The organism is Rubellimicrobium mesophilum DSM 19309 (assembly GCF_000600335.2).
Taxonomy (GTDB): domain Bacteria; phylum Pseudomonadota; class Alphaproteobacteria; order Rhodobacterales; family Rhodobacteraceae; genus Rubellimicrobium; species Rubellimicrobium mesophilum.
In genome coordinates this window covers 23,133-48,644 of record NZ_KK088558.1, presented here as the reverse complement: position 1 = coordinate 48,644, position 25,512 = coordinate 23,133, and the positions used below count along the sequence as shown (strand labels likewise).

Annotated in this window: 23 protein-coding genes and 3 pseudogenes; 14 read left to right on the top strand and 12 right to left on the bottom strand. The window is 72.3% G+C overall.

The genetic code is table 11. The features are described from left to right. Nucleotide 1: 1 nt before the first annotated feature. Both RUMESO_RS06050 and RUMESO_RS06045 read right to left on the bottom strand, forming a co-directional pair. Nucleotides 2-364, bottom strand: a complete 363-nt coding sequence (locus tag RUMESO_RS06050) for a response regulator transcription factor (RefSeq protein WP_037278880.1) — start codon at nucleotides 362-364, stop codon at nucleotides 2-4. Then, nucleotides 361-1,236 (bottom strand): S1C family serine protease, encoded by an 876-nt coding sequence (locus RUMESO_RS06045; RefSeq protein ID WP_037278879.1) that lies wholly within the window; start codon nucleotides 1,234-1,236, stop codon nucleotides 361-363. Before RUMESO_RS06045 ends, RUMESO_RS06050 begins: the two co-directional genes overlap by 4 nt. A 323-nt stretch (nucleotides 1,237-1,559) precedes the next feature. Here RUMESO_RS06045 and RUMESO_RS06040 point away from each other — a divergent pair, with 323 nt between their 5' ends. The 5 genes and pseudogenes from RUMESO_RS06040 (at nucleotide 1,560) to RUMESO_RS06020 (ending at nucleotide 6,919) form a co-directional block, all read left to right on the top strand. Continuing rightward, nucleotides 1,560-2,990, top strand: a complete 1,431-nt coding sequence (locus tag RUMESO_RS06040; protein WP_037278877.1) for an amidase — start codon at nucleotides 1,560-1,562, stop codon at nucleotides 2,988-2,990. 53 nt (nucleotides 2,991-3,043) lie between these two features. After that, entirely contained in the window at nucleotides 3,044-4,102 is a 1,059-nt protein-coding gene (locus RUMESO_RS06035) for an ABC transporter ATP-binding protein (protein WP_037278875.1), read from the top strand. A gap of 3 nt (nucleotides 4,103-4,105) precedes the next feature. Continuing rightward, nucleotides 4,106-5,020, top strand: a complete 915-nt coding sequence (locus RUMESO_RS06030) for an ABC transporter permease (protein ID WP_245639169.1) — start codon at nucleotides 4,106-4,108, stop codon at nucleotides 5,018-5,020. Further along, nucleotides 5,013-5,868 (top strand): annotated as a pseudogene (locus RUMESO_RS06025) (ABC transporter permease). Before RUMESO_RS06030 ends, RUMESO_RS06025 begins: the two are co-directional and overlap by 8 nt. A gap of 25 nt (nucleotides 5,869-5,893) precedes the next feature. Further along, a complete protein-coding gene (locus RUMESO_RS06020; protein ID WP_051521075.1) occupies nucleotides 5,894-6,919 on the top strand; it encodes an ABC transporter substrate-binding protein in 1,026 nt (341 codons plus the stop codon). A gap of 153 nt (nucleotides 6,920-7,072) precedes the next feature. Here RUMESO_RS06020 and RUMESO_RS28390 read toward each other — a convergent pair whose 3' ends face one another. From RUMESO_RS28390 to RUMESO_RS06005, 4 genes and pseudogenes are all read right to left on the bottom strand, one after another. Next, nucleotides 7,073-7,558, bottom strand: a complete 486-nt coding sequence (locus RUMESO_RS28390) for a nitrilase-related carbon-nitrogen hydrolase (RefSeq protein WP_281177540.1) — start codon at nucleotides 7,556-7,558, stop codon at nucleotides 7,073-7,075. A gap of 22 nt (nucleotides 7,559-7,580) precedes the next feature. Further along, nucleotides 7,581-8,060: pseudogene (locus RUMESO_RS28385) on the bottom strand (nitrilase-related carbon-nitrogen hydrolase); the annotation flags it as partial. Further along, on the bottom strand, nucleotides 8,053-9,084 hold the full coding sequence (locus tag RUMESO_RS06010; protein ID WP_037278874.1) for a histone deacetylase family protein: 1,032 nt from the start codon (nucleotides 9,082-9,084) through the stop codon (nucleotides 8,053-8,055). The gene RUMESO_RS06010 and the pseudogene RUMESO_RS28385, both read right to left, overlap by 8 nt. A 63-nt stretch (nucleotides 9,085-9,147) precedes the next feature. Next, a complete protein-coding gene (locus RUMESO_RS06005) occupies nucleotides 9,148-10,800 on the bottom strand; it encodes a M20/M25/M40 family metallo-hydrolase (RefSeq protein WP_037278945.1) in 1,653 nt (550 codons plus the stop codon). Nucleotides 10,801-11,030: 230 nt separating this feature from the next. Between RUMESO_RS06005 and RUMESO_RS06000 the strand changes: the two genes are divergently transcribed. From RUMESO_RS06000 to RUMESO_RS05970, 8 genes are read left to right on the top strand one after another with little or no spacing between them, the layout of a single operon-like run. Further along, a complete protein-coding gene (locus tag RUMESO_RS06000; RefSeq protein ID WP_037278873.1) occupies nucleotides 11,031-11,966 on the top strand; it encodes a proline iminopeptidase-family hydrolase in 936 nt (311 codons plus the stop codon). Further along, a complete protein-coding gene (locus RUMESO_RS27715) occupies nucleotides 11,963-12,550 on the top strand; it encodes an ABC transporter substrate-binding protein (RefSeq protein WP_211262800.1) in 588 nt (195 codons plus the stop codon). The genes RUMESO_RS06000 and RUMESO_RS27715 overlap by 4 nt, the downstream gene beginning before the upstream one ends. Next, nucleotides 12,547-13,638 carry an ABC transporter substrate-binding protein gene (locus tag RUMESO_RS05995; protein ID WP_211262799.1) on the top strand — a complete coding sequence of 364 codons (1,092 nt, stop codon included), beginning with the start codon at nucleotides 12,547-12,549 and terminating at the stop codon, nucleotides 13,636-13,638. The genes RUMESO_RS27715 and RUMESO_RS05995 overlap by 4 nt, the downstream gene beginning before the upstream one ends. Nucleotides 13,639-13,672: 34 nt before the next feature. Then, on the top strand, nucleotides 13,673-14,713 hold the full coding sequence (locus RUMESO_RS05990) for an ABC transporter permease (protein WP_082483383.1): 1,041 nt from the start codon (nucleotides 13,673-13,675) through the stop codon (nucleotides 14,711-14,713). After that, nucleotides 14,713-15,681, top strand: coding sequence for an ABC transporter permease (locus RUMESO_RS05985; RefSeq protein ID WP_037278872.1), 969 nt, complete (start codon nucleotides 14,713-14,715; stop codon nucleotides 15,679-15,681). The genes RUMESO_RS05990 and RUMESO_RS05985 overlap by 1 nt, the downstream gene beginning before the upstream one ends. Then, the gene (locus RUMESO_RS05980; protein ID WP_037278871.1) at nucleotides 15,678-16,676 is read left to right on the top strand and encodes an ABC transporter ATP-binding protein; all 999 of its coding nucleotides are present in this window, start codon (nucleotides 15,678-15,680) and stop codon (nucleotides 16,674-16,676) included. The genes RUMESO_RS05985 and RUMESO_RS05980 overlap by 4 nt, the downstream gene beginning before the upstream one ends. Continuing rightward, entirely contained in the window at nucleotides 16,673-17,653 is a 981-nt protein-coding gene (locus RUMESO_RS05975) for an ABC transporter ATP-binding protein (protein WP_037278870.1), read from the top strand. Before RUMESO_RS05980 ends, RUMESO_RS05975 begins: the two co-directional genes overlap by 4 nt. 8 nt (nucleotides 17,654-17,661) lie before the next feature. After that, complete coding sequence (locus tag RUMESO_RS05970; protein WP_037278868.1) at nucleotides 17,662-19,332, top strand: amidohydrolase; 1,671 nt, start codon at nucleotides 17,662-17,664, stop codon at nucleotides 19,330-19,332. Nucleotides 19,333-19,610: 278 nt separating this feature from the next. Here RUMESO_RS05970 and minE read toward each other — a convergent pair whose 3' ends face one another. The 3 genes and pseudogenes from minE to minC all read right to left on the bottom strand — a co-directional run bounded on the left by minE (nucleotide 19,611) and on the right by minC (nucleotide 21,487). Then, the gene (gene minE, locus RUMESO_RS05965; RefSeq protein ID WP_037278941.1) at nucleotides 19,611-19,886 is read right to left on the bottom strand and encodes a cell division topological specificity factor MinE; all 276 of its coding nucleotides are present in this window, start codon (nucleotides 19,884-19,886) and stop codon (nucleotides 19,611-19,613) included. A gap of 2 nt (nucleotides 19,887-19,888) precedes the next feature. Next, nucleotides 19,889-20,708: pseudogene (minD, locus tag RUMESO_RS05960) on the bottom strand (septum site-determining protein MinD). Further along, nucleotides 20,705-21,487: a septum site-determining protein MinC gene (gene minC / locus RUMESO_RS05955; RefSeq protein WP_051521072.1), complete on the bottom strand. Its 783-nt coding sequence runs from the start codon at nucleotides 21,485-21,487 to the stop codon at nucleotides 20,705-20,707. Before minC ends, minD begins: the two are co-directional and overlap by 4 nt. Nucleotides 21,488-21,811: 324 nt before the next feature. On the opposite strand from minC, the gene RUMESO_RS05950 reads away from it, so the two are divergent. Continuing rightward, a complete protein-coding gene (locus RUMESO_RS05950) occupies nucleotides 21,812-23,005 on the top strand; it encodes an HPP family protein (protein WP_245639168.1) in 1,194 nt (397 codons plus the stop codon). Nucleotides 23,006-23,053: 48 nt separating this feature from the next. Here the strand turns inward: RUMESO_RS05950 and ubiV are convergent, their stop codons facing one another. The 3 genes from ubiV to ubiT are packed head-to-tail and all read right to left on the bottom strand — an operon-like array spanning nucleotide 23,054 to nucleotide 25,487. Continuing rightward, the gene (ubiV, locus tag RUMESO_RS05945) at nucleotides 23,054-23,953 is read right to left on the bottom strand and encodes a ubiquinone anaerobic biosynthesis protein UbiV (protein WP_037278936.1); all 900 of its coding nucleotides are present in this window, start codon (nucleotides 23,951-23,953) and stop codon (nucleotides 23,054-23,056) included. Nucleotides 23,954-23,970: 17 nt separating this feature from the next. Continuing rightward, a complete protein-coding gene (ubiU, locus tag RUMESO_RS05940; protein ID WP_037278933.1) occupies nucleotides 23,971-24,948 on the bottom strand; it encodes a ubiquinone anaerobic biosynthesis protein UbiU in 978 nt (325 codons plus the stop codon). Continuing rightward, the gene (gene ubiT, locus RUMESO_RS05935) at nucleotides 24,948-25,487 is read right to left on the bottom strand and encodes a ubiquinone anaerobic biosynthesis accessory factor UbiT (RefSeq protein ID WP_037278931.1); all 540 of its coding nucleotides are present in this window, start codon (nucleotides 25,485-25,487) and stop codon (nucleotides 24,948-24,950) included. Before ubiT ends, ubiU begins: the two co-directional genes overlap by 1 nt. Between the last annotated feature and the right edge of the window lie 25 nt (nucleotides 25,488-25,512).

Below are 25,512 nucleotides of genomic sequence, written 5' to 3'. Positions count from 1 at the left end.
CTCAGAGATGGATGAGGCCTGTCCGCGCGGCGTGCGCCACCGCGTCGGTGCGCCCCGTCGCGTCGAGCTTGTCGATGACGCGCCCCACATGGAACTTGGCCGTGTGGACCGAGATGCCAAGCCGCCGGGCGATGGCCTTGTTCGAGGCCCCCTCGGTCAGCAGTCCCAGCACCTCCCTCTCCCGCGTCGTGAGGGTGCCGGCCTCGGGCGGGGTGGCGCCCTCGTCCTGGATCGCGGCGTCGGCGGGCTCGCCTCCGGCTGCAAGGCGCAGGCCGGGCACGGCGCCCAGGATCTCGCTCAGGCGCTCGGCCAAGGCCGGGTCGGCGACCCGCAGGGCCAGCACGATCTCCTCCGGGTCCCTCACGTCGTCGGCCGCTCCCCGATCGTCAGGGTGACCACGGTCGGCGCGCCGCCCCGCAGGACCCCGATCTCCACCGTCCGCCCGATGCTGTCGGGCCCGAGCCGCGCCATGAGGCCGCGCATCCCCCCGACCGGTTCGCCACCGAAGCGCGTGATGATGTCGCCCTGAAGGAGCCCCGCCTGCCGCCCCGGCCCGGCCTCGTCCACGCTGGAGACGAGGACGCCGTGCTCCCCGCTCGCGTCGATCCGCACCGGCTGGAGCCCGAGGCCCAGGTAGCCCCGCCCCACGCGCCCATGCTCCAGGAGATGCGCGGCGACCCTCTCGATGGTGGCGCCCGGGATCACCAGCGTGGAGCGGCGCGGACCGTGGACCGCCATGCCGAAGGGGCGCCCCTCGGCGTCGACCGCGAGGCCTCCCTCGGCCGCGCGGGGCAGACGCAGGTCGAGCCGGATCAGCGCGTCGATGTTGCCCCCCCGGAGCGAGCGCCAGGCCGGTCCCACCACGCCGACGACGCCCAGGGCCGCCACCGGCCCCTCGGCGCCCCGGCCCAGCGCCAGCGCCAGCTCGCCCACGGCGCGCGGGGTTCCGATGTCGAGCTCCGCCGGCTGTCCGAGCGGCTGGTCGACCCGGAGCAGCACGATGTCGGTGGAGGGATCGCGCCCGGCCAGCGCGGCCGGCCGGCGCGTGCCGTCGGGCAGCGTCAGGCTGATCCCCTCCTCGGACTCGAGGGCCTCGTCGGAGGTGACGACGAGACCCTCGCGCCAGATGAAGCCGCTGGCCGTTCGGTGGCCGCTCTGAACGGCGACGAGGTGGGGCGCGAGCTGTCCGGCCAGCGCGGAGAGACGGCGGGACAGGTCGGCGAGAAGGTCTGACATGATGGGTCTCCCGGATTGCCCCGGAAGAGGTAAGGATTGCGGGCGCCCGCGCCTACTGCCCGGTCGGGCAGGCGGCGGGCCGTGGTCTTGCAGCCGGGCTGCCTCCACGGGCGGCAGGCCGCGAGCCTCGGTGACCGGGGCAGCGAACGAGACCCCCGAACGGATGAGGGTGGCCGTCGGCCGAGGCGGGGCGCAGGTGCCTTTCCGTCCCACCGCCTTGCAGGTCCCTCATGTCCCCGACATGAACTGGGCATGGAATGCCCGTGCATCATGTCACGACGGACGCACGGCCCACCCCCACGACAGCATGGAGGCCTTTGAGCTTGCCAGTCACATTCGACTACGACGGTCACGACGCGACGGGCCTGGCCGCCCTGGTGGCCAGCGGGACCGTGACTCCGGACGAGTTGCTCGACGAAGCTCTCGCACGGGTCGAGGCCCTCAACCCGTCCCTCAACGCCGTGGTGCTCGTCCAGGAGGATCGCGCGAGGGAGGCGATCCGCTCGGGCCTCCCCCGGGGAACCTTCCGGGGCGTCCCGTTCCTCCTCAAGGACCTCGGGGCCGAAGCGGCGGACTTCCCCTCGCATTCGGGCTCGCGGCTCTGGAGGAACCAGACCTGGCCCGCCGATTCGGCCATCGTCGCCCGCCTCAAGGCGGCGGGGCTCGTCATCCTCGGCCGCACCACGGCGCCCGAGGGCGGGATCGGGCCGGCGACCGAGGCCGTCGTCTACGGCGGCCCGACCCGCAACCCCTGGGACCTCGGACGCACGCCGGGCGGCTCGTCGGGGGGCGCCGGGGCGGCGGTGGCGGCGGGGATCGTGCCGGCGGCCCATGGCTCGGACGGCGGCGGCTCGGTGCGCATCCCGGCCTCCAACTGCGGGCTCTTCGGCCTGAAGCCCACCCGCGCGCGCCTGCCCGACGGGCCCTATGCCGGCGAGGGCTGGGGCGGCATGGCCATCGACGGCTATCTCACCCGCTCCGTCCGCGACACCGCCGCGCTGCTCGACGCCACCGAGGGCGCGGACCTCGGCGCCCCCTACTGGGCGCCGCCGCTCTGCAAGGGCTACATGGCCGCCATCGCCCGCCCGCCCGCGCGGCTGCGGATCGGCGTCTGCGAGACGACCTTCACGGGCCGCCCCGTGGATCCCGACTGCGCCGAGGCCGTACGGGACGCCGCGCGGCTCCTCGAATCCCTTGGCCACCATGTCGAGCCCTTCCGCCCCGACGCCGATCACGAGGGCATGATCCGCGCATGGGTGGACATCGTCGCCTGCGGCACCGCCCTCTGGATCCGCTCCGCGCCGAAGGGCCGCGACCCCGAAGGCCTCGTGGAGCCGGTCTCGCGCGGGGCGATGGCCCATGCGAGCTCCCTCTCGGGCGAGGGCTACCTCGCCGCCATCGGGCGCATCCACGCCTATGGCCGCAGGATGGCGGCCGAGTTCGAGCGGATCGATGTCCTCCTCTCCCCCGTCATGGCCGAGCCTCCGGCCGAGATCGGCCGCTTCGCCCACCAGAGCGAGGACTACCTCGCCTATCGCCTGGGCGAGGAGGGGGTCTGGCCCTACTCCCCCTTCTGCACCGCCTTCAACGCCTCCGGCCAGCCGGCGGCCTCGCTGCCCCTTCACTGGACGGCCGGGGGCCTGCCGGTGGGCGTGCAGCTCGCCGCGCGCTTCGGCGAGGACGAGACCCTGATCGCCCTCTGCCGCGAGGTCGAGATGGCCCGGCCCTGGTTCCACAAGCGCCCGCCCCGCTAGACAACGCGCGGATCGCCGGTGCAGCATGGCTTCGAAGAGCAGGGAGGTCCAGCGTGGGCGCAGGTCCGGCGGTCGAGGCGCAGAACATCGTCAAGCAGTTCGGGCAGGGTGCCGAGGTCGTCCGCGCCCTCGACGACGTGTCGGTCCGCATCGCGCAGGGCGAGTTCTTCACTCTGCTCGGCCCCTCCGGTTGCGGGAAGACAACGCTGCTGCGCTGCATCGCCGGGTTCGAGACGCCGACCGCCGGGCGCATCCTGCTCGGCGGACGCGACATCACGGGCGAGCCGCCCAACCGGCGGCGCGTCAACACCGTCTTCCAGAGCTATGCGCTCTTCCCGCATCTGACGGTCGCGCAGAACGTGGCCTTCGGCCTCGAGATGCTCGGCAAGTCCCGGGCCGAGGTGCGCCAGACCACCGAGAGGATGCTGGCCCTCGTCCGCCTCGACCAGCTCGCCGGACGCCGGCCCGACGCGCTCTCGGGCGGTCAGCAGCAGCGCGTGGCGCTGGCGCGGGCGCTGGCCCCGCAGCCCGAGGTGCTCCTCCTCGACGAGCCGCTCTCGGCGCTCGACCTCAAGCTCCGCAAGGAGATGCAGTCCGAGCTGAAGCGCCTCCAGCACGAGACGGGGATCACCTTCGTCTTCGTGACCCACGACCAGGAGGAGGCGCTGACCATGTCCGACCGCATCGGCGTGATGTCGGCGGGCAAGCTCCTGCAGGTCGGGACCCCGCGCGACATCTACAACCGTCCGGTGAACCGCTTCGTGGCCGACTTCATCGGCGAGACGAACTTCCTGCCCGCCCGGGCCGAGGGCGGCGTGATCCGGCTCGCCTCCGGCGAGGCGGTCGCCCAGGGGCCCGGCTCCGGCCCCGTCACCGTCGCCATCCGGCCCGAACAGCTCCGGCTCGATGTCCTCGCGGAGGGCCTGCTCCCGGCCACCGTCGAGGGCGCGACCTACCTGGGCACGGACAGTCATGTCCACCTGCGCCTCTCGGACGGAAGCGCCGTGGTCGCGCGCGTGCCCTCCTCCCCGGCCGGCGACTCCGCCCCGCCCTCCGGCACCCAGGTCGGCCTCCGAATCGCCCCCGGCGCCGTCCAGGTCCTGGAGGGCTGAGGCATGGTCCCGGGCATGGCCGAGATGGCGACGGCCCGGCGGAGGGCCCGCGCGGGCTGGCTCCTCTCGGCGCCGGCGCTCCTCCTGCTCCTCGTGGGCGCGGCGGGCCCGCTCCTCGTGGTGCTCGTCTTCTCGTTCCTGACCAAGGGCGGCTACGGCGGCGTGACCCTCCCCCTCTCTGGCGCGGCCTGGTTCGGCGTCTTCCTCGAGCGCGACATCTTCGACGGCACCGTCAGCGCCGCCGACGCGCATCTCGTGATCTTCTGGCGCTCAGCCTGGCTCTCGGTCGTCACCACGCTGCTGACCTTCGTCCTGGGCCTGCCCACCGCCTGGTTCATCGCCACGAGGCCCGAGCGGTCGCGGGGGCTCTGGCTGTTCCTCATCACGATCCCCTTCTGGACCAACCTCCTCATCCGGACCTTCGCGATCATGGAGGTGATCCGGAACGAGGGGCTCCTGAACACGGCGCTGACGGGGCTCGGCCTCATCGACCGGCCGATCCAGATCCTCTTCACCGACTGGGCCACGCTGATCGGCATGACCTATGTCTACCTGCCGCTGATGGTGCTTCCGCTCTATGCCGCCATCGACCGCTTCGACTTCCGGCTGCTCGAGGCGGGCTACGACCTCTATGCCTCGCGGCTCGCGCTCCTGCGGAAGGTGATCCTGCCCATCGTCCGTCCCGGCATCGTGGCGGGCAGCATCCTCGTCTTCATCCCGGCGCTCGGCTCCTACGTGGTGCCGCGGGTGCTCGGCGGCGGCAAGAACATGATGATCGGCAACTTCATCGAGCTCCAGTTCGGCCAGGCCCGCAACTGGCCCCTGGGCGCCGCGCTCTCGATGCTGCTCCTCCTCGTGGTGACGGCGGCGCTCCTGGTCTATGTGCGCGTCTCGGCGCGGGAGGGGCGCGATGGCTGACACGCCCCTGACCGGCGCCTTGGACAGCCCCGCCGCCGCGCCCGCCCGGCCGCGCGCCTTCTCGGTCACGCGCCTGCCCGGCTTCGGCGCCATCGCCGTCCTGGCCTTCGCGATCCTCTACCTCCCCATCGCAACGCTCGTGATCTTCTCGTTCAACGAGCTGAACTCGATGTCCGAATGGGGGCGGCCTCTCGCTCAAGTGGTACCACGACGCCTGGGAGAACGAGGCCGTGCAGGAGGCCGCCGTCCGCTCCCTCCTCATCGCCACCACGGCGGCCGTGGCCTCGACGGCGGTCGCCACGCTGGCCGCGCTCGGCACCGCCCGGCAGGGCCGCTTCCGGGGCCGCACGGCGATCTACGCCCTCATCAACCAGCCGCTGATGGTGCCCGAGATCGTGACGGCGGTCTCGCTCCTCATCGTCTTCGGCGTGATCCGCTCCTCCACGGGCTATCAGGGCCTGGGCTACCTGATGCTGGCGCATTCCGCCTTCTGCATCCCCTTCGCCTACCTGCCGATCCGCGCGCGCCTGGAGAACATGGACCGCACGCTCGAGCTCGCGGCGGCGGACCTCTACGCCACGCCCGTCCAGGCCTTCCGGCGCATCACGCTGCCGCTGCTAATGCCGGGGATCATCGCCGGGGCGATGCTGGCCTTCGTCATCTCGCTCGACGACGTGGTCATCACCGAGTTCGTCAAGTCGGCAGGGCAGGACACGCTCGCCACCTATATGCTGGGCCAGTTCCGCCGGACGCTCACGCCCGAGGTCAACGCCATCTCGGCCGTGCTCCTCGCCATCACGCTGGCGCTGCTGACCGCCTTCTTCCTCATCACGCGCAAGCGGGCCTGAGACCCGCATCACCAAGGGAGACCCCATGACGAAACTGCTCCTCACCACCGCGCTGGCCGCGCTTGCCACCGGGGCGGCCGCCCAGGACCGGCAGCTCCAGCTCTACAACTGGGGCGACTACACCTCGCCCGAGATGATCGAGAAGTTCGAGGCCGAGACGGGCATCGACGTCACCATCACCGACTACGACTCGAACGACACCGCGCTCGCCAAGATCTCGGCCGGCGGCCATGGCTTCGACCTCGTGGTCCCCTCGGCCCACATGGTCCCCGTCTATGTCGAGCAGGGCCTGATCCAGGAGCTCGACCTCTCGAAGCTGCCCAACCACGCCAACATCGCGCCCGAATGGGTGGACGTGGACTGGGACCCCGGCCGCCGCTACACGATCCCGTGGCAATGGGGCTCGACGGCGGTCGCCGTGAACACCTCGGCCTATTCCGGCGACATCAACACCTCGGACGTGATCTTCCACCCGCCGGCGGAGCTGGAGGGCAAGATCAACGTCGTGCCCGAGATGAGCGACGTCATGGCTCTTGCCATCCTCAACCAGGGCGGCGAGCTCTGCACCGAGGACCTCGACGTGCTCAAGCGGGTCCGCGACATGCTGATGGACGCCAAGCCCCATTGGCTGTCCATGGACTACGACTCCGAGGCCAAGCTCTCGGCCAACGACATCATGGCGGCGCTGACCTGGAACGGCCCGACGATGCGGGCGCGGCTCAACAACCCGCCGGTCCAGTACGGCTACCCGAAGGAGGGCTATCCCCTCTGGATGGACTCGGTCGCGCTGCTGTCGGACGCGCAGAACGTGGACGAGGCCTATGAGTTCCTCAACTTCATCATGGCGCCCGAGAACGCCGCGCTGATCTCCAACTTCGCCCGCTACGCCAACGGCATCACGGGTTCCGAGGAGTTCATGGACCCCGAGATGCGCGACGCCCCCGAGATCGTCATCCCCGAGGAGTTCAAGGCCAACGGCCACTTCCTCCCCACCTGCCCACCCTCGGCGAACGACCTCTACACGCGGATCTGGACCGAGCTTCAGAGCTGAGGCGACGACGCGGGGGCGGTCGGCGCCCCCGCACCCCTTCGAGGGTGGCGTCCGGTGACGCGGGCGGCCCAGGCGGAGGACGCAGCTCCCCCTACCCCGCCGGGCGGCGACCCAGGGACAGGGTCACCATGGCAGGGAAAGGTTGAGAAACCGTTAACGGCTGCGGGAAATCGCGCCGGTCGCGGCAGAGGGCGCGAGCCGCAGGGTGCGCCGTCCGTGCACCACGTCGGCCGGCCCGTCGCTGCCCGGTGCGCCGTCCGCGCACCCTACGGAGGGCCGAATCCTAGAGCCCGGCCAGCCGCCCGTAGAGGTCGGGCCTCCGGTCGCGGAACAGGCCCCAGCCGCGCCGCATCTCGGCGCAGGCGTCGAGGTCCAGCGTCGCCAGGACGATCTCCTCGCGGTCCCGGCCGCCCCGCGCCAGTACCTCGCCGGTCGGTCCGGCCACGAGGACGAGCCGTAGAAGACCACCTCGCGCCCGCCCTGCGGCTCCGCGCCGATCCGGTTCGACGCCACCACCGGCATGAGGTTCGCCGCCGCGTGGCCGCGCATGACCGTCTCCCAATGCGGCTGGCTGTCGTAGCCCGGCGCCTCGGGCTCGCTGCCGATGGCGGAGGGGTAGAGGAGCAGCTCCCGCCCCATCAGCGCCATCGGCCCGGGCCGTTTCCGGGAACCACTGGTCCCAGCAGATCGCGATGCCGATGCGCCCGACCGCGGTGTCCCAGACCCGGAACCCGGTATCGCCCGGGGAGAAATAGAACTTCTCCTCGTAGCCCGGACCCTGCGGGATGTGGCTCTTGCGGTAGAGGCCGAGGACCCGTCCGTCCGCGTCCGCCATGGCGACCGAGTTGAAATGCGCCTGCCCCGCCGCCTCGAAGAACGGGATCGGCAGCACGACGCCCAGCTCCCCGGCGAGCGCCGCGAAGCGCGCCACGAGGGGGTTGCCCTCGAAGGGCCGGGCGAGCGCGAGGTAGCGCGGGTTCTCGGTCACGCAGAAGTAGCGCGACTCGAACAGCTCCTGCAGGAGGATGAGGCGCGCCCCGCGCGCCGCAGCTTCCCGCACCATCGCCTCGGCCTTGTCGGCGTTCTCCTCCGGCTCCTCGGAGGCGGCGAACTGCGGGGCAGCGACCGTCAGCTCACGCATCCTCGAACCCTTCCAGCACGTTGACCGTGTTCACGCCGACCTGCTCGATGGCGTAGCCGCCTTCCATGCAGAACACGGTGGGCAGGCCCATGCGCCCGATCCGCCGGCCGCAGTCGAGGAAATCGGGGCTGTCGAGCTTGAAGAAGCTGATCGGGTCGTCCTTGTAGGCGTCCACGCCCAGCGACACGACCAGCGCCTCGGCGCCCCAGTCGCGGATGCGCGCGATCAGCCCATCCAGCGCCTCGGCCCAGGGGCCGTAGCCGGTGCCCGGCGGGAGCCGGCACGTTGAGGTTGGTCCCTTCCCCTCGCCCTCGCCGATCTCGTCGGCGTAACCCGCGAAGTAGGGATAGGCGTCCAGCGGGTCGCCGTGGATCGAGGCGAACATCACGTCGCCGCGCCGCCAGAAGATGTCCTGCGTGCCGTTCCCATGGTGGAAGTCGACATCGAGCACCGTCACGCGCCGCGCGCCGCCCATGCGGAACATCTCGGCCACCACGGCGGCGTTATTGATGAAGCAGTAGCCGCCGTACTGGTCGCTCGTCGCATGGTGCCCCGGCGGGCGGCAGAGCGCGAAGGCGCCCCGCGCGCCACCCGCGACCTCGCGCTGCGCCGCCTGCGCCGAGGCGAGCGACGACTGCGCCGCCCGCCAAGTGCCGCCGGTGATCGCCGTCTCGCTGGCGTGGCAGTAGTATTCCACCTTGCCGTCGATGTTGCGGGGGATGCGGTCGTGGCGCTGGCGCCGCGTGGGCATCCCCGCCGCGATGACCTCTCCCCCCTGGCCCGCCGCCTTCCACTCGTCGTAGGCCGTCTCCAGGAACCGCAGGAAGCCCGCGTCGAGCAGCCGTTCGGCAGGCCCCATGTCCACCGGCCCGGGCGCCACGATCTCGCCCAGCCGGCGCTCCTTGAGCTGACCCAGGATGTATTCGACCCGGGACGGCCGCTCGTAGGGGGTGACGAACTCGCCCCCCGACAGCTCGGCCTGCGGGAAGTGCAGGCGGTGATCCTCGCTGAAGAAGGTCCTCATGGCGGCTCCCTGATGGTTCCGGGGAACCTGCGCGAGTTGGCCGGGACGGGCAAGGGTCGCGCGCTAGGTCGTCACGCCTCCTGACCGCAGGACCCGCGTGGCGAGGTCGAACAGAAGGCGCGGCAGGACGCGGAAGCCGTAGTCGGCCTCGATGCGCTCGAGCGGGGTGTGGTAGTCTCGGCCCCAGGGCCCGAGGTTGACGGTCGGCACCCCGGCGAGGCTCGAGGGCCCGAGCCTCACGCAGGTATCCCAGGCCGGGGTCTCGGGGGCGAGCCGGGCGAAGGCCCCGGCATCGCCCTGGCCGAAGAAGCTCATGTCAGAGATGCCGGCGAAGTAGTCCACCGCGTGGAGGCTGGTCCCATGGCGGGCCGGCGCCTCGGCCAGGAGGGCGTCTATGTCGGCGCGGGTCCGGGGGTCGGCGAGCTCGGTGGCGAGGTAGGGGGTCGAGCCCAGGCCGAGGACGATGGCGGGGCCGGACAGGCCCGACCGCGTCCAGAGCATGGCCGTGAGGACCTGGCATATGTCCGGGAACGGCATCCCCGTCGCGGCGAGACGGGCCCCCTCCGCCGCGACGGCCTGGTCGATGGCGGCGTCGGTCGCGCGCACGCGGGCGAGGAGCTGGCTGTAGCGCAGGATCGGGACCTCGGGCGCGGTGGCGATCGGGCCCGAGGGCTGCCCGGATCTCAGGGCCCTGGCGTGCAGATCCTCGACGCAGGCCCGCACCGCCTCGCGGGCCAGCGCCTCCACGATGTCGAGGACCCGCGCGGGGTCGCGGCGGTGGTTGAGCACGTTCCAGTAGGCGAAGGCGGTGCCGGGCGTGGTCACGTCGTAGCCCGCCTTGCCGTCCTTGAGGGACAGGAGGCTGACCGGGGTCCCGGGCTCGGCGGCGGTCTCGTCCGTCAGCTCGGGCGCCCATTCGAGGCGCTGCGCCAGCGCGGCCGCCAGGACAGCGGCGTTGAGGCCCCGGAGCGGGAAGCCGCTGTGGACCGGGGCGCCGACGACGAAGGCAGTGGGGAGCACCTTGCCGACGGTCCCCAGGGCGACGACTCGACCGGCGGTCCCGTCGCCGTCGTCGGCGATGGCGTCGAGGTTGACCGCCAGCCGGATCTCCAGGCCACGCTCCCGCGCCAGCGGCCCGAGTTCGACCGCCGCCCGGCGCGCGCCGGCGGAGGCGTTCTCCTCGTCCGGGACGGCGATGAAGAGGAGGTTGCCGCGCGCCCGAGGGTCGGCGGCGAAGGCGGCCATGGCCGACAGCCCCGCGGCCAGCCCGGCCTTCATGTCGAGAAGGCCGCGTCCGGGCAGGAAGCGCCCGGAGGCCAGATCCTCGCGGGCGAGCCATTCGGCCGAGCCGGGCCGCGCGCTTTCGAGCCGCGCGCGCAGACGGGGCGCCAGCTCCTCCGGCCGCAGCGCGACCTCTTCGAGGTCGCCGTAGTCCGAGGTCGTGACCGTGTCGTAGTGCCCGGTCAGGAGGACCGTCGCGCGGCCCGATCCCCGGACCATGCAGGCGACGCAGAGCCTCGGGTCGCCTTCCTCGACGGGAAAGGTCCAGACCTCCGCCGTCGGGCCAAGGCGGCTCTCCGCCGTCAGGATCTCCGCGAGCCACGGGCCGAAGCCGGCCTCGTCGGGCGTCCCCGTCACGCTGGGGCGCCCCGTGAGGCGAAGGGCCAGGTCGCGGCACAGCTCCTCGAAGGGAAAGGGGTCTGGATGGTCGTTCATGTGGGGCGTCACCTGCAGGTTGGTCGCGCAGCGCCGGCCCAGCATAGGACGGCCCGGCCAGGGACGTGTAGGGGCAACCATCGCTCCGACGCATCCTGGGCGCCTGCGCCTTGATCACGGCCTGCCATGCGGGGCAAGCCGGGTGCCGTCGCGGAACGGCCACCGATCACGCTTGACAGATTCGACGGGAAGCCCGGATGTTCAAGCAAGAACAACAGGGAGAGCGGTGGATGTCGGTGCGGGAGGGCCGCGCTCCGTTCGGCGCGCACGAGACGTGGTACCGGGTCACGGGCGATCTCGGGTCGGGCAGGACGCCCCTGGTCGTCCTGCATGGCGGGCCGGGCTGCACCCACGACTATGTGCTGTCCTTCGCGGACCTCGCGGAGACGGGGCGGGCCGTGATCCACTACGACCAGATCGGCAACGGCCGCTCCACCCACCTGCGGGGCGCCGGGCCCGAGGTCTGGACGGTGGACCTGTTCCTCTCCGAGCTCGACAACCTGCTCCGGCACCTCGGAGTCCAGGACCGCTACGCCGTGCTGGGCCAGTCCTGGGGCGGGATGCTCGCGGCCGAGCACGCGGTGCGGCGGCCCGGGGGCCTTCGGTCCCTCGTGATCGCGGACTCCCCCGCCAGCATGGTCACCTGGGTGGCGGAGGCCAACCGCCTTCGCGAGATGCTCCCGCCCGAGGTGCAGGCGACGCTCCTCCGGCACGAGAGGGCGGGCACGACGGACGACCCCGAGTACACGAAGGCCGTCGAGGTCTTCAACGGGCGCCATGTCTGCCGGGTGGTGCCCAACCCGCCCGAGGTGCAGCGCACCTTCGACGCCATCGCCGAGGACCCGACCGTCTACCACACCATGAACGGGCCGTCGGAGTTCCACGTCATCGGCACCCTGAAGACCTGGACCATCGAGGACCGCCTCGACCGGATCGCGGTGCCGACGCTCCTGATCTCCGGCCGCCACGACGAGGCGACCGACGCCTGCGTGCGGCCCTACGCCGACCGCATCCCCGACGTGCGGTGGACGATCTTCGAGGAGTCGAGCCACATGCCGCACGTGGAGGAGAAGGACGCCTGCCTGGCTGCCGTGGCCGCCTTCCTGGACGAGGTGGACGGCGACGGCGCGACGACGACCAGAACAACAGAGGGGATCCACCAATGACCTTGCGCACGGGACGCGCCGCCCTCGTCGGCGCCGCGCTGCTGTCCACCACGGCGCTCGCCGCCTCCGCGCAGTCGCGCGAGGAGCTGATGCAGCAGCACCGGGGCGGCACGCTCCGGCTGGTGGCCAGCGCGGCGGGCGGCACCATCGACCCCCAGATCAACTACACCGCGCAGTACTGGCAGGTGATGCAGCTCGTCTACGACGGGCTCCTGACCTTCAAGAAGGCCGCCGGCGAGGAAGGCGGCGTCGTGGTGGCCGATCTCGCCACCGAGGTCCCGCAGCCCACCAACGACGGCAAGACCTACGTCTTCCACCTGCGCGACGGCCTCAAGTTCTCGGACGGGAGCGACGTGGGTGTGGACGACGTGGTCGCCTCGTTCCAGCGCATCTTCAAGATCTCGGGCCCGACCTCGGGGACCTTCTACAACGGGATCGTGGGCGCGGACGCCTGCCTGTCCTCGCCCGCCGACTGCACGCTCGAGGGCGGCGTGGTGGGCGACGAGGCGGCGCGGACGGTGACGATCAACCTCGTGGCGCCGGACCCGGAGTTCCTGCTCAAGATCTCGGTCCCCATGCGGTGATCCTGCCCGCCGAGACGCCGGCCACCGACGCGGGCGTGAACCCGATCCCCGGCACCGGTCCCTACTATTTCGAGAGCTACAACCCGAACGAAAGCCTCGTGATGGTGCGCAACCCCCACTTCAAGGAGTGGAGCCAGGACGCCCAGCCCGACGGCTACGTCGACCGGATCGAGTACGGCTTCGGCCTGACCGACGAGGCGCAGGTGACGGCGGTGCAGAACGGGCAGGCGGACTGGATGTTCGACCAGCCCCCGGCCGACCGCCTGAACGAGATCGGGACGCAATACGCCGAGCAGGTGCACGTCAATCCGCTGACCGCCTTCTGGTATGCGCCGATGAACGTGAACATGGCCCCCTTCGACGACGTGCGGGTGCGGCAGGCGCTGAACTACGCGGTGGACCGCAACGCGCTGGTGCAGGTCTTCGGCGGGCCGGTTCTCGCGCAGCCCGTCTGCCAGATCCTGCCGCCCGGCTTCCCGGGGCACGAGGATTCCTGCGTCTACACCCAGAACCCCGGCACGGCCTGGACCGCGCCGGACATGGACAAGGCCCGCGCCCTCGTCGAGGAGTCCGGGACCGCCGGGCAGGACGTGACGGTCGTGGTCGAGGACACCACCGTCTCGCGCGGGGTGGGGACCTATCTCCAGTCGGTGCTGACCGACCTGGGCTACAACGCGAGCGTCAACGCCATCTCCTCGAACATCCAGTTCACCTACATCCAGAACACCAACAACAACGTCCAGATCAGCGTCAGCCAGTGGTACCAGGACTACCCGGCGGCCTCGAACTTCCTGAACGTGCTGCTGTCCTGCGCCTCGTTCCATCCGGGGTCGGATGCCTCGGTCAACATCTCGGGCTACTGCAACGAGGAGCTGGACGCCCGGATGCAGGCGGCCATGGAGCTCGCCGTGACGGACCCGGAGGCGGCGAACGCGGAATGGGCCAAGATCGACCAGGCCTTCATGGAGGAGGCGCCGGTCGTGCCGCTCTTCACGCCCAAGTCCATCGACTTCCTGTCCACGCGGGTCGGGAACTACATGTTCTCGAACCAGTACAAGTGGGTGATGTCCGAGGCCTGGGTCCAGTGATCCCGGCCCCGCACGAGGTTGGCCGGCCGAGACGATGAGCCTGCCGTCCGAACCCGTCCTGGCACCGGCGGCCGAGCCCGCCGACGCCGTGCGCCCCGCCGAGGGACGCGGTCCCTGGCGGACCGCGCTCCGCCGCCTGCGCCGCAACCGCTCGGCCATGGTCTCGCTGGCGGTGCTGCTGGCCGTGGCCGCGCTCACGCTCCTCGCGCCCGCCTACGCGGGCTGGCTCGGCATCGACCCGTTCCGGTCGAACCTCGCGGGGACCTGGGTGATCGACGGCCAGAGCGTGCCGGTCATGGAGCCGTCCACGACCGGGCTCGGCCTCGGCGTGACGCCCATCGGGCCCACCTGGGACCTGGGCGGCTACTTCCTGGGCGCGGACAACCAAGGGCGGGACGTGGCCGCGCGGCTGCTCTACGGGGGCCGCAACTCGCTGGTGATCGCGGGTTCGGCGACGGTGCTGTGCCTGATCCTCGCGACCCTCGTGGGCCTCGTCGCGGGCTACATGGGCGGGATCGTGGACACGGTGCTGTCGCGCATCCTCGACGTGCTCTGGGCCTTCCCGGTCTACCTCCTCGCCATCTCGCTCTCGATCGTTCTGCTCACCAGCGCCTTCACCATCGGGCCCGTGACCATCACGGCGGGGAGCCTCCTCCTCCCCATCGGGATCATCGGCGTGATCTACGTCCCCTACGTGGCCCGGCCCATCCGGGCGCAGGTCCTGACGCTCCGGCAGAGCGAGTTCGTCCTGGCGGCCATCGGCCTGGGCCTTCCCACGCGCCGCATCCTGCGCAAGGACGTGCTGCCGAACCTCCTGCCGACGATCATCGTCTTCGTCCCTATCCTCCTCGCGCTCGCCATCACCACCGAGTCGGCGCTCTCGTACCTCTCGATCGGCGTGCAGCCCCCCGACGCGAGCTGGGGGACGATCATCCAGGACGGGCAGACGCTGCTCTACTCGCGGCCCTGGGTGGCGCTGGCGCCGGGCCTCGCCATCGTGGCGACGGTGCTCGCGCTCAACGTGCTGGGCGACGCGGTGCGGGACGCTCTCGACGCGCGGGGGCACGGGCGCTGATGCTCGCCACGGTCGTCGCGCGCCTCGTGCAGATGGCCTTCGTGATGTTCGGCATCAGCGTGCTGGTGTTCCTGATCTTCTTCGCCACGCCCGGATCGGATCCGGCGGCGCGCATCGCCGGGCGCAACGCCTCGCCCGAGACGGTGGAGCAGATCCGCCACGACTTCGGCTTCGACCGGCCGCTGCCGGTGCAGTACGTCGTGATGATGAAGCGGCTCTTCGTGACGCGGGACCTCACCTCCTTCGTCAACCGAGGGCAGAAGGTCATCCCCGAGGTGCTGGACGCGATCCCGGCGACGCTGTCGCTGGTGGGCGGCGCGGCGGTGCTCTGGGTCCTGGGCTCGCTCGCCGTGGGGGTCGCTGCGGCGGCGCTCAGGGACACGGCGGTGGACCGGGGGCTGATGATCCTGTCGCTGATCGGCATCTCGGCCCCGGTCTTCTGGCTGGGCGAGGTCGCGAACCTCCTCAGCCAGAGCCGCTACCACGACACCTGGCTCTTCTCCTGGGTGCCGGGGCTGGGCTACGTGCCCCTGAGCGAGAGCGTCTCGGGCTGGTTCAAGGCGCTGGTGATCCCCTGGATCACGCTCGCGGTCCTCTACATCGGCATCTACGGGCGGGTGCTGCGGGCGAACCTGATCGAGGCCTATTCCGAGGACTACATCCGCACCGCCCGCGCCAAGGGGCTGAGCCCCACGCGCATCATGCTGCGCCACGCGCTGCGGACCTCTCTCCTGCCCTTCATCACCATGTTCGGGCTCGACTTCGGGGCGCTCGTCGGCGGCGCGGCGCTGCTGACCGAGGTGGTCTTCGGCATCAACGGCATCGGGCGGCTGACCTTCCACGCGCTCCAGAACCTCGACCTGCCGGTGATCCTCGCCACGGTGATCTACGCCTCGTTCTTCGTCGTGGCCGCGAACGCGCTGGTGGACGTGCTCTACGCGGTGATCGACCCCCGGGTGCGCGCATGAGCCCGCTCCTCGACGTGCGCCACCTCCGCGTGACCTTCACGACCGACGGCGGCCCGGTGACGGCGGTCCACGACGTCTCCTTCGCCGTCCAGCCGGGCGAGGTCCTCGCCGTCGTGGGCGAGAGCGGGTCGGGCAAGTCGGTCTCGCTGCTGTCGGTGCTGGGCCTCGTGGACCGGCGGCGGACGGTCGTGGAAGGCGAGGCGACGTTCCGGGGCGAGCCGATCCTGGGGCTCTCGGAACGCGCGCTGCGCCGCATCCGGGGCCGCGACATCGCCCTGATCTCGCAGGACCCGATGACCGCCCTCACCCCCGTCCACCGCATCGGCGACCAGATCGCCGAGCAGATCCGGGCGCACGAGCGGGTGAGCCGCCACGCCGCCCGGGACCGCACCGTGGCGCTGCTGCGCGACGTGAACATCCCGATGCCCGAGCGGGCCGTGGACCGCTACCCGCACGAGCTCTCGGGCGGGATGCGGCAGCGGGCCGTGATCGCCATGGCGCTGTCCTGCAATCCCGCCCTCCTCGTGGCCGACGAGCCCACCACCGCGCTCGACACCACCGTGCAGGCGCAGGTGCTCGACATGCTGCGGCGGCTCAGCGCGCAGCATGGCTCCTCGGTGGTGCTCATCACGCACGACATGGGCGTGGTGGCCGAGATGGCGACGCGGGTGGCGGTGATGTATGCGGGCCGGATCGTCGAGACGGGGACCGTGGCCGAGCTCTTCGACGATCCCTGGCACCCCTACACCTGGGGGCTCCTCGATTCGATCCCGCCGTTGACGGGGCCGCGCCCCCGCAGGCTCCCCTCCATCGCCGGGATGCCGCCCCCGCCGGGCCGGACCGAGCCCGGCTGCCCCTTCGCCCCGCGCTGCCGGGCCGCGATGCCGATCTGCCGCCTGCCCCCGCCCGAGCAGGTCGCGGGCGGCCACCGGGCGCTCTGCGTCCTCGACGCGCCGACCCGCGCCGCCCTGCGCCCGCCCCGGGTCGCCGCATGACCGCCGCGCCGCTGATCGAGGCGCGGGCGCTCACGCGCGAGTTCGTGCTGCGGCGGAGCTGGGTCCCCGGCAGCGGCCAGACCCTGCGCGCGGTGGACCGGGTGGACCTCGCCGTCCACAAGGGCGAGACGCTGGGCCTCGTGGGGGAGAGCGGGTCGGGCAAGTCCACGCTGGGCCGCTGCCTCACGCGGCTGATCGAGACGACGGACGGCGCGGTGGTCTTCGACGGGCAGGACGTGACCCGGCTCGGGACGCGGGGACTGCGGCCCTTCCGGCGGTCGGTCCAGATGATCTTCCAGGACCCCTCGTCGTCGCTGAACCCGCGCCGCCGCGTGGGCGACATCCTGTCCGAGCCGCTGGCCATCCACAGCATCCACCCCGCGCGCGAGATCCCGGGGCGACTGCGCGAGCTCATGGACCTCGTGGGCCTGCCCGCCGCCGCGCTCGACCGCTTCCCGCACGAGTTCTCGGGCGGGCAGCGCCAGCGCATCGGCATCGCCCGGGCGCTCGCCATGGAGCCGCGCCTGATCGTCGCCGACGAGCCCGTCTCGGCGCTCGACGTCTCGGTGCAGGCGCAGGTGGTGAACCTCTTCGCCGATCTGCGCGAGAGGCTGTCACTCACCTACCTGTTCATCGCGCACGACCTGGGTGTCGTGCGGCAGGTCTCGACCCGGGTGGCGATCATGTACCTGGGCTCGGTCATGGAGACCGGCGGGACCGACACGATCTTCGACGCGCCCGCGCATCCCTACACCGAGGCGCTGCTGTCCGCGATCCCGGTGCCCGTGGCCGATCCCGCCGCGCGGCGGAGGCGGATCATCCTCAAGGGCGAGATCCCGAACGCCGCCAACCCGCCCAAGGGCTGCAAGTTCGTGACCCGCTGCCCCTACGCGCAGGACCTCTGCCGCGCCGAGCGTCCGGCGCTCCGACCGCTGGCCGACGGACGCCTCGTCGCCTGTCACTTTCCCCCGTCGTGAATCGCCGCATGACCACCGCCGACCTGATCGTCACCAACGCCCGCGTCCTGACCATGGACGACGATGCCCCTCGGGCCGAGGCCGTCGCGGTGGCGGGCGACCGCATCCTGGCCGTGGGGCGGGCGGAGGAGATTATGGCCCTGCGCGGACCCGGGACGGAGGTGATCGACGCCCGGGGGGCCACGCTGCTTCCCGGCTTCGTGGAGAGCCACTGCCACCTGTTCTACGGCGGCGCGGAGCTTGGGCACCTGCCGCTGACCGGCATCATGGGCGAAGAGGCGGTGGGCCGGGCGGTCCGGGACTACGCCGCCGCGAACCCGGACGCCCCGGTCCTGGTCGCGCAGGGCGCGGACTACGCGATCTTCGGGCGGGCCGCCACGCGGGCCGACCTCGACGCGATCCTGCCCGACCGGCCGCTCGCCTTCGTCGCGGGGGACCACCACACCGTCTGGGCCAACACCGCTGCCCTGCGCGCCGCGGGCCTCCTCCACGGGCGGGACCTCGCCCCGGGGTCCGAGGTGGTGATGGGGGAAGACGGCCTCGCCACCGGCGAGCTGCGCGAGTCCCCGGCCTTCGGGCCCCTGATGAACCTCGCGGGCGTGGAGCGCGCCTCCTTGGGCCTCCGGACCGGCGGCGAGCCCGAGACGCCGCCCACCCCCGAGGAGCGCGCCGCCGACCGGGCCATGGTCCTGGCCGCCGCGCGCCACTTCGCGGCCCATGGGATCACCAGCGCCGTGAACATGGACGGCAACCTCTACACCCTGGAGCTCCTGCGCGAGCTGGAGGAGGCGGGGGAGCTGCCGCTCCGCGTCAAGGTGCCGTTCCACTTCAAGCCCTGGATGGAGCTGGGCGAGCTGGAGAAGGCCAGCGCCATGGCCTGGGACTGGCAGGGGGACCGCCTCCTCTCCGGCCACGTCAAGATGTTCATGGACGGGGTCATCGACAGCGGCACCGCGCTCACCATCGAGGACTATCCGGGCCGTCCCGGCTGGCGGGGCGAGCCTCTCTTCGACCCGGCCCGGTTCGCGGAGGTGGCGACCGAGGCCGACCGGCGCGGGCTCCAGATCGCGGTGCACGCCATCGGCGACGGGGCGGTGCGGACCGTGCTCGATGGCTACGAGGCCGCGCGGCGCGCCAACGGGCCCCGCGACAGCCGCCACCGGGTCGAGCACATCGAGCTGATCCACCCCGACGACCGCCTGCGCCTGAAGGAGCTGGGCGCCGTGGCCTCGGTCCAGCCGCCGCATCCTCCGGGCTGCATGGACCTGCCGCTGGAGCCCACGGTCGGCCAGATCCCACGCCATCGCTGGGCCGACGCCTACCGCTGGAAGTCGCTCGACGCGCCGCTGGCCTTCGCCTCGGACTGGCCGGTCTCGGACGTGGCGGTGCTGCGGGGCATCAAGGCCGCCGTCTGCCGCAGGCCCTGGGCCGAGGATCTGCCCGACGAGCGGGTGGGCCTCCTGGGGACGCTCGCCGCCTACACCCGCGACGGGGCCTGGGCCGCGCACATGGAGCACCTGACGGGCCGCCTGAGGCCGGGGCTTATGGCCGATCTCGTGCTCCTGTCGGGGGACATCGAGGCGGTGGAGCCGCAGGACATCGACCGGCTGGAGGTGGCCCTGACGGTCTGCGGCGGGGATGTGACCTATCGGGGCGCTTCCGGCCCTGGCCGGTCGTAAGGCCCTGCCGCCCGGGGCCCCTTCTGGAAACGTAGCCGCCAGTCGCGGGGCGCAACTCCCCCTACCCCGCCGGGCGGCGACCCGGGGACGGGATCACCATGGCAGGGAAAGGTTGAGAAACCGTTAACGGCGTCGGGGAGAATCGCGGCGAAGGCGCCGCGCCGGGTCGATGCGGCGTCCGTCCACCGACGGTTGGAGCCCCCCGGGCTGGGAGAACGTCAGGCTGCCGGTCACGGACCGGGCCCCGGGCCGCCGCGCCCTGCCGGGAGCCCGAGAGGCTACCGGCGGACCTGGGCAGACAGGGCGCGGGCGCCGGGGAGCTCGATGTTGATCTCGAGGCTCGACCGGTCGTCGTCGCGCTCCATGCGGATGTCGACGGCGTCGCCGTCGATCCTCATGTGGCGCCGGATCACCTCGAGGATATCGCGCTGGAGGAGCGGCATGATGTCCTGCGCGGCGGTGTCCGCCCGCTCGTGGGCGAGGAGGATCTGCAGGCGCTCCTTGGCGGTCTGGGCCGTGGCGGCCTTCTTGGGGCGGAACTGGAAGCCGAAGATGCTCATGCCGTCCTCTTGAACAGCCGCTGGAAGAAGCCGGGCCGCTCGTTCGGCTCGATGCGGATCTCGACCTGCTCGCCGACCAGGCGGGCGACGGCGTCCTCGTAGGCGGCCCCCGCCTTGGAGGGCTCGTCGAGGACGATGGGCGTGCCGACGTTCGAGGCGCGCAGGACGGCGGGGCTTTCCGGGATCACGCCCAGGAGCGGGATCGCCAGGATCTCCAGCACGTCCTCGACGGTCATCATCTCGCCCCGCGCCACGCGGCCGGTGTCGTAGCGCGTCAGCAGGGCGTGGGCCTTGACCGGCTCCTGGCCCGACTGCTCGGCCCGGCGGGTGCGGCTGTTGAGGAGGCCCAGCACGCGGTCGCTGTCGCGGACCGAGGACACCTCGGGGTTGGTGACGACGATGGCCTCGTCGGCGAAGTACATGGCGAGTTGCGCGCCCTTCTCGATGCCGGCCGGGCTATCGCAGACGATGTAGTCGAACTCTTTCTTCAGCTCGTCCAGCACCTTCTCGACGCCCTCGCGCGAGAGGGCGTCCTTGTCGCGCGTCTGGGAGGTCGGCAGCACCCAAAGGTTGTCGAGCCGCTTGTCGCGGATCAGGGCCTGCTTGAGCTTGGCGTCGCCCTGGATGACGTTGATGAAGTCAAAGACGACCCGCCGCTCGCAGCCCATGATGAGGTCAAGGTTCCGCAGGCCCACGTCGAAGTCGATCACGACGGTCTTCAGGCCACGCTTGGCGAGGCCCGCGCTGATGGCGGCGGAGGTCGTGGTCTTGCCCACGCCCCTCCCTTGCGGAGGTGACGACGACGACTTTGCTCACTGGCCGCTCCTGTCTCGGGGCTGGGGTTGTCCGAAGGGCTCCACGCAGAGGCGGTCGCCCCGGAGGAGGACCTGCACGCTGAGCCGGCGGACGAGGGGATCGAGGGATTCGCTGGTGTGGTAGAGGCCGGCGATGGAGAGGAGCTCCGCGTCGAGGCTCTGGCAGAAGATCCGCGCCGTCTCGTCCCCGAAGACGCCGGCCGAGGCCCGGCCGCGCAGTTGGCCGTAGACGTGGATGTTGCCGGCGGCGATCAGCTCGGCGCCCGAGCCCACCGTCCCCACCACGATCAGGTCCCCCTTCTCGGCCATGATCGTCTGGCCCGATCGGACCGGGGACGTGACGAGCCGGTTCACGGGCCCCGTCGGCGCCGGCGTCGCGGCGGGGGCCGGGGCCTCCTCGCGGTCGGCGCCCCTCGCCGGCGCGTCGCGCCCGGCCGGGATCGAGATCAGCCCGAGCGTGGCGGCGGCGGCCTTCTGCTCGCGGGTGCCGCCCTGGACGGCGAAGACCGAGATCCTGCGGAAGCGCAGATGCTCGACCAAGCTCGCGAGGTCCTCGGGCGTCACGGCGCCGGCGGCGAGCTCCAGGTCGAGGACCATGGGCGCGTCGGCGAAGAACTGCGGCGTCTGCCGGATCTGGGCGTCGAGGTCGGCCATCATCCGCTGGTCGGCCGGGCCTTCGAGGCGCAGGGCGATGGCGGTCAGGAACCGGCCGCGAATCTGATACGGCCGGACGGTCGTGGCGCCGCGCGGGCCGCGGCCTCTGGCTTCCTGTGCTTCCACGCCTGTACTGCTGATCCTGCTCGACGACGCTCTCCGACCCCAGTCGGGGCCGTGGCTTTCCAGCCTGCCTATCCCGCCGCCGCCAGCAGGTCCACCGCTTCGCGCGCCTGACGCCGCGTTAGGCAGGCTCTTGCCACCTCGGGTCGCCCGGGTGGGGGCGCCGGGCCCGAGAGGACCGAGTTCACACCGCCCGGGAATTGCCATAGAGGCAGGCTCGCCCCTGGGGATCGGCCCCAGCGTCCCGCTGCCGGACCCGCGTTTTCGGAGCCGCAAGTCGGGCCAGGGCGGCCTCGCTTCGTCGTCCCGGGTAGGAGTTGCCCCGAATTGATCTCACGGCGCCATTCGCCCCTGCAGCACGCGCTGCGGGTCCTGGGCCCCGCCATCGCCGCCGTCCCTCCGGTCGAGGCCCTTCGGGCCGGCCTCGGCGCCCTGATCGGCCTGGGAGTCGCGGGGCTGCTGGTGCTGTCCCCCGGCCTGGACCTGCGGCTGGGGCTCTACATGATCGCGCCCTTCGGGGCGACCTCCGTGCTGATCTTCGCCGTGCCGAACAGCCCCCTGGCCCAGCCCTGGTCGGCGGTGGTGGGCAACACCCTGGCGGCGGTCGTGGGAATCCTGGTGGTGCGGCTGGTCGAGGACCCGGCCCTGCGCATCGCGCTGGCCGTGGGCCTCTCCGTCGTGGCCCTGAGCCTGGCGCGCGCCGTGCACCCGCCCGCCGGGGCGGTGGCGATGACGGCCGCCATGAACCCCGACGCCATCCACGAGTTGGGGTTCCGCTTCGCGCTCGCCCCCGTGGCGGTCGGCTCGGCGCTGCTGGTGGTCGTGGGGATCGCCTACGCCCACCTGACGGGACGGCGCTACCCGTTCCGGCACTACGACGACGAGCGCGCCCACCGCACCGCCGACCACCCGGCCGTGGAGCGCCTGGGCCTGTCCGAGGCGGAGCTCACCGACATCCTGCGGCGCTACCGGCAGTCGCTGAACCTCGGCGTGGAGGACCTCGCGCGGCTGATCGGCGCGGCCGAGATGCAGGCGGCGAGTCATCAGGCCGGTCCGCTCACCGCGGCGGACATCATGTCGCGCGATCTGGTGACGGTCCATCCCGACACGCCGCTCTCCGAGGTCGCGGACCTGTTCCGGCTCCATGCCTTCACGTCCCTTCCGGTGGTGGACGGGAGCGACCGGTTCCTGGGGGTGATCTTCCAGCTTCACCTGATCCGCCGCGCCCGGGAGGATTCGCTGCACCTGAAGATGGACTTCGCCGCCGCGATGGCGCGCCTGCTCGACCCCGAGCGCGAGGCCCCGGTCCGGGCCGCCGACATCATGGCCGTGGGCACGCCCCGGGTGGCCCCGACGACGCCGGTCAGCGCCCTGCTGCCCCTGCTGGCGGAGAACGAATCCGACGCCGTTCCGGTGATGACGCAGGACAGGACCATCGTCGGGATCGTGACGCAGACGGACCTGATCGCCGCCCTCGCGCGGCAGCACCTCCGGGTGAGCCTGGCGAGCCGGGTGGCCTGAGGCGGCCGGAGGGGTCCCGGCCCCCGGTCGGGCGACGGGACGGCGGGCTCAGCCATGCGGGCCGGACCACGCGGCCCCCGACGGGCCGTTCACGAAGCCGTCGGACAGGCGGCCTCCGGGCGCCAGGGGTGCGAGCCGGCGGGCCAGGGCCTCCCCCGGCAGGGACCCGGCCAGGAGGTCGGCGTAGCCCGCGCAGATGTCCGCGAAGTCCCGGCTCTGCGGCGAGAGGCGGAGCGAGGCCACCCCGGCCTCGGCCAGCGCGCCCGCCTGGAGCGCCATGCTCGCGGTGGACTGCGACAGGGTCTGCACGCCGTTCACCGCGAGGAAGGGCTGGCCGTCCAGCGTCTCCACGTCGCGGCCGTCCGGGTCCTCGCCGCAGACGAAGAGGCAGGCGTCCTTGGGCCGGTCGTGGAGCCGCGCGTGGTAGCAGCGCCCCGAGATGGCCAGCGGCACGCGGCCATGGCCCCAGACCTCGACCGCCACGCCGAGATCGCGGCCCGTCCGGGCCAGCGCCCGGATGGAGGCGAGCGGCAGCTCGGGCGGCAGGCAGACCCGCGTGGCCCCGCGCGCGGCCAGCCAGCGCAGCGTGCCCTCGTTGTAGACGTTGACCAGCGGCCCGACCCAGAAGGGCTGCCCCTCGGGGATGTGGAGGAGCGCGGTCAGGTCGTTGACCTCGATCGGCAGGCCCGTCCCGGGGAGGTCCGCCGTCATCCGCCGCTCGCGCGGGAGGGTGACGAGGGCGAGCGAGGTGACCGCGACCTCCTTGCCCGCCTCCAGCAGGGTCTCCACGGCGCGAGGGATCTCGTCCTGCCAGAAGGGCAGGCGCTTGGAGCAGACGACCTCGCCCAGCACCACGCGGGCGACCGGGGTGGCGGCGAGGCCCTCGTAGAAGGCGCGCACCGCCTCGGCGTCCCAGAAGAAGAGGTTCGGCCCTACGGTGAGGTCCATCGGCAGGGGCATGGCGCTCATCTCCAGATCTTGGCGTAGGCGCCGGTGGTGGCGGCCTGCCCCTCGGTCAGCTTCGCGAGCGTCGCCTCGGGCAGCGGGCGGCCCGCCGCCTGCGCCTCGACGGCGGCGCGGAAGCTGCGGACCACCTCGGCCACGTAGGCGCGGCTCCGCTGCCGCCCCTCGATCTTGAGGGCCGAGACCCCCGCCTTGGCCAGCGCCGGGATGAGGCGGGTGGCGTCGAGGCTCACCGGGTCCTCGAAGACGTGGCCGGTCTGGTCGCCCGAGACGAAGGCCCCCTTGCAGAGCGTGGGATAAGGCGCCGGCGCCCCCTTGGGCGTGCGGTGGATGGTGAAGCCGCCGAGCCGGGCGGCGAGTTCGTCCCCCTCCTCCGCATAGGCGACATGGCTCGCCGGGGAGCAGACGCCGTTCATGTTGGGCGACCGGCCCGTGGCGTAGGAGGACAAGGAGCAGCGCCCCTCGGCCATGACGCAGAGGCCGCCGAAGACGAAGACCTCGGTCTCCACGTCGATGTCGCGGTTGATGGCGGCGATCTCCTCCACCGTCAGGACGCGGGGCAGGACCACGCGGCGGACCCCGAAGGCCTCGGCGTAGAAGTTGATCGCGTCGGGGTTGGCGGCGGCGGCCTGAACCGAAAGGTGGCGGCGAAGGCGGGGATGATGCTCGGCGGCATGGGCGAGGAGGCCCAGGTCGGCGAGGATCACCGCGTCGGCCCCGGCGGATTCGGCGTCGGCGACGGCGCGGTGCCAGAGATCCTCGGAGCCGGCGCGGGGGAAGGTGTTGATGGCGACCAGCACCTTGGCCCCGTTCGCATGGGCGTGGGCGACGCCGGCGGCCATCTCCTCGCGGCTGAAGTTCAGGCCGGGGAAGTTGCGGGCGTTGGTCTCGTCGGCGAAGCCGCAGTAGACGGCGTGGGCCCCGGCCTGGACGGCCGCGCGCAGGGCGGCGGGGGTGCCCGCCGGGCAGACGAGCTCCATCATGCCCCGGCCTCCAGTCCGCGCGAGAGGGCGACGCCGGTCAGACGCTCGGCCAGGCCCAGGGCGCCCCGGACGGCGGGCGCGGCCAGGCCCGTCAGGTGGCCGGCCTCCTCGGACAGGTCGATCTCGGCGTCGTCGATGGCGTTGCGCAGCGCCAGCACCGCCTCCGTGTCGCCCTCGACCACGAGGTCGCGCGAGAAGAACAGCGCGTCGCCGTCGAGCCGCCCGTGCAGCATCCCCAGGAAGGCCGAGACGGGCCCCCTGATGCGGGCGTCGTGGCCGGGCTCGCGCCCCCGCCGGCAGGCCCGCACGCGAGGCCGATCCCCGCCCGGCTCCAGGAGCAGGACCACGGGCAGGTCCTCCAGGTCGAGGAGGAAGCGCCGGTCGGCAAAGGACCCGAGCCGCGCCCGGATCCCCGGGTGGCGCGCGGAGAGGTCGCGCGTGAGCCGCGTCAGCGCGAGGGAGACCGGCATGAGCGGGAGGGTCCCGGCCAGCAGGGAAAGCCCGCGCGGCAGGCGGGGCAGGTCGGATGAGGGCATGTCCATCTCGGTCAGTTCTGGCGCC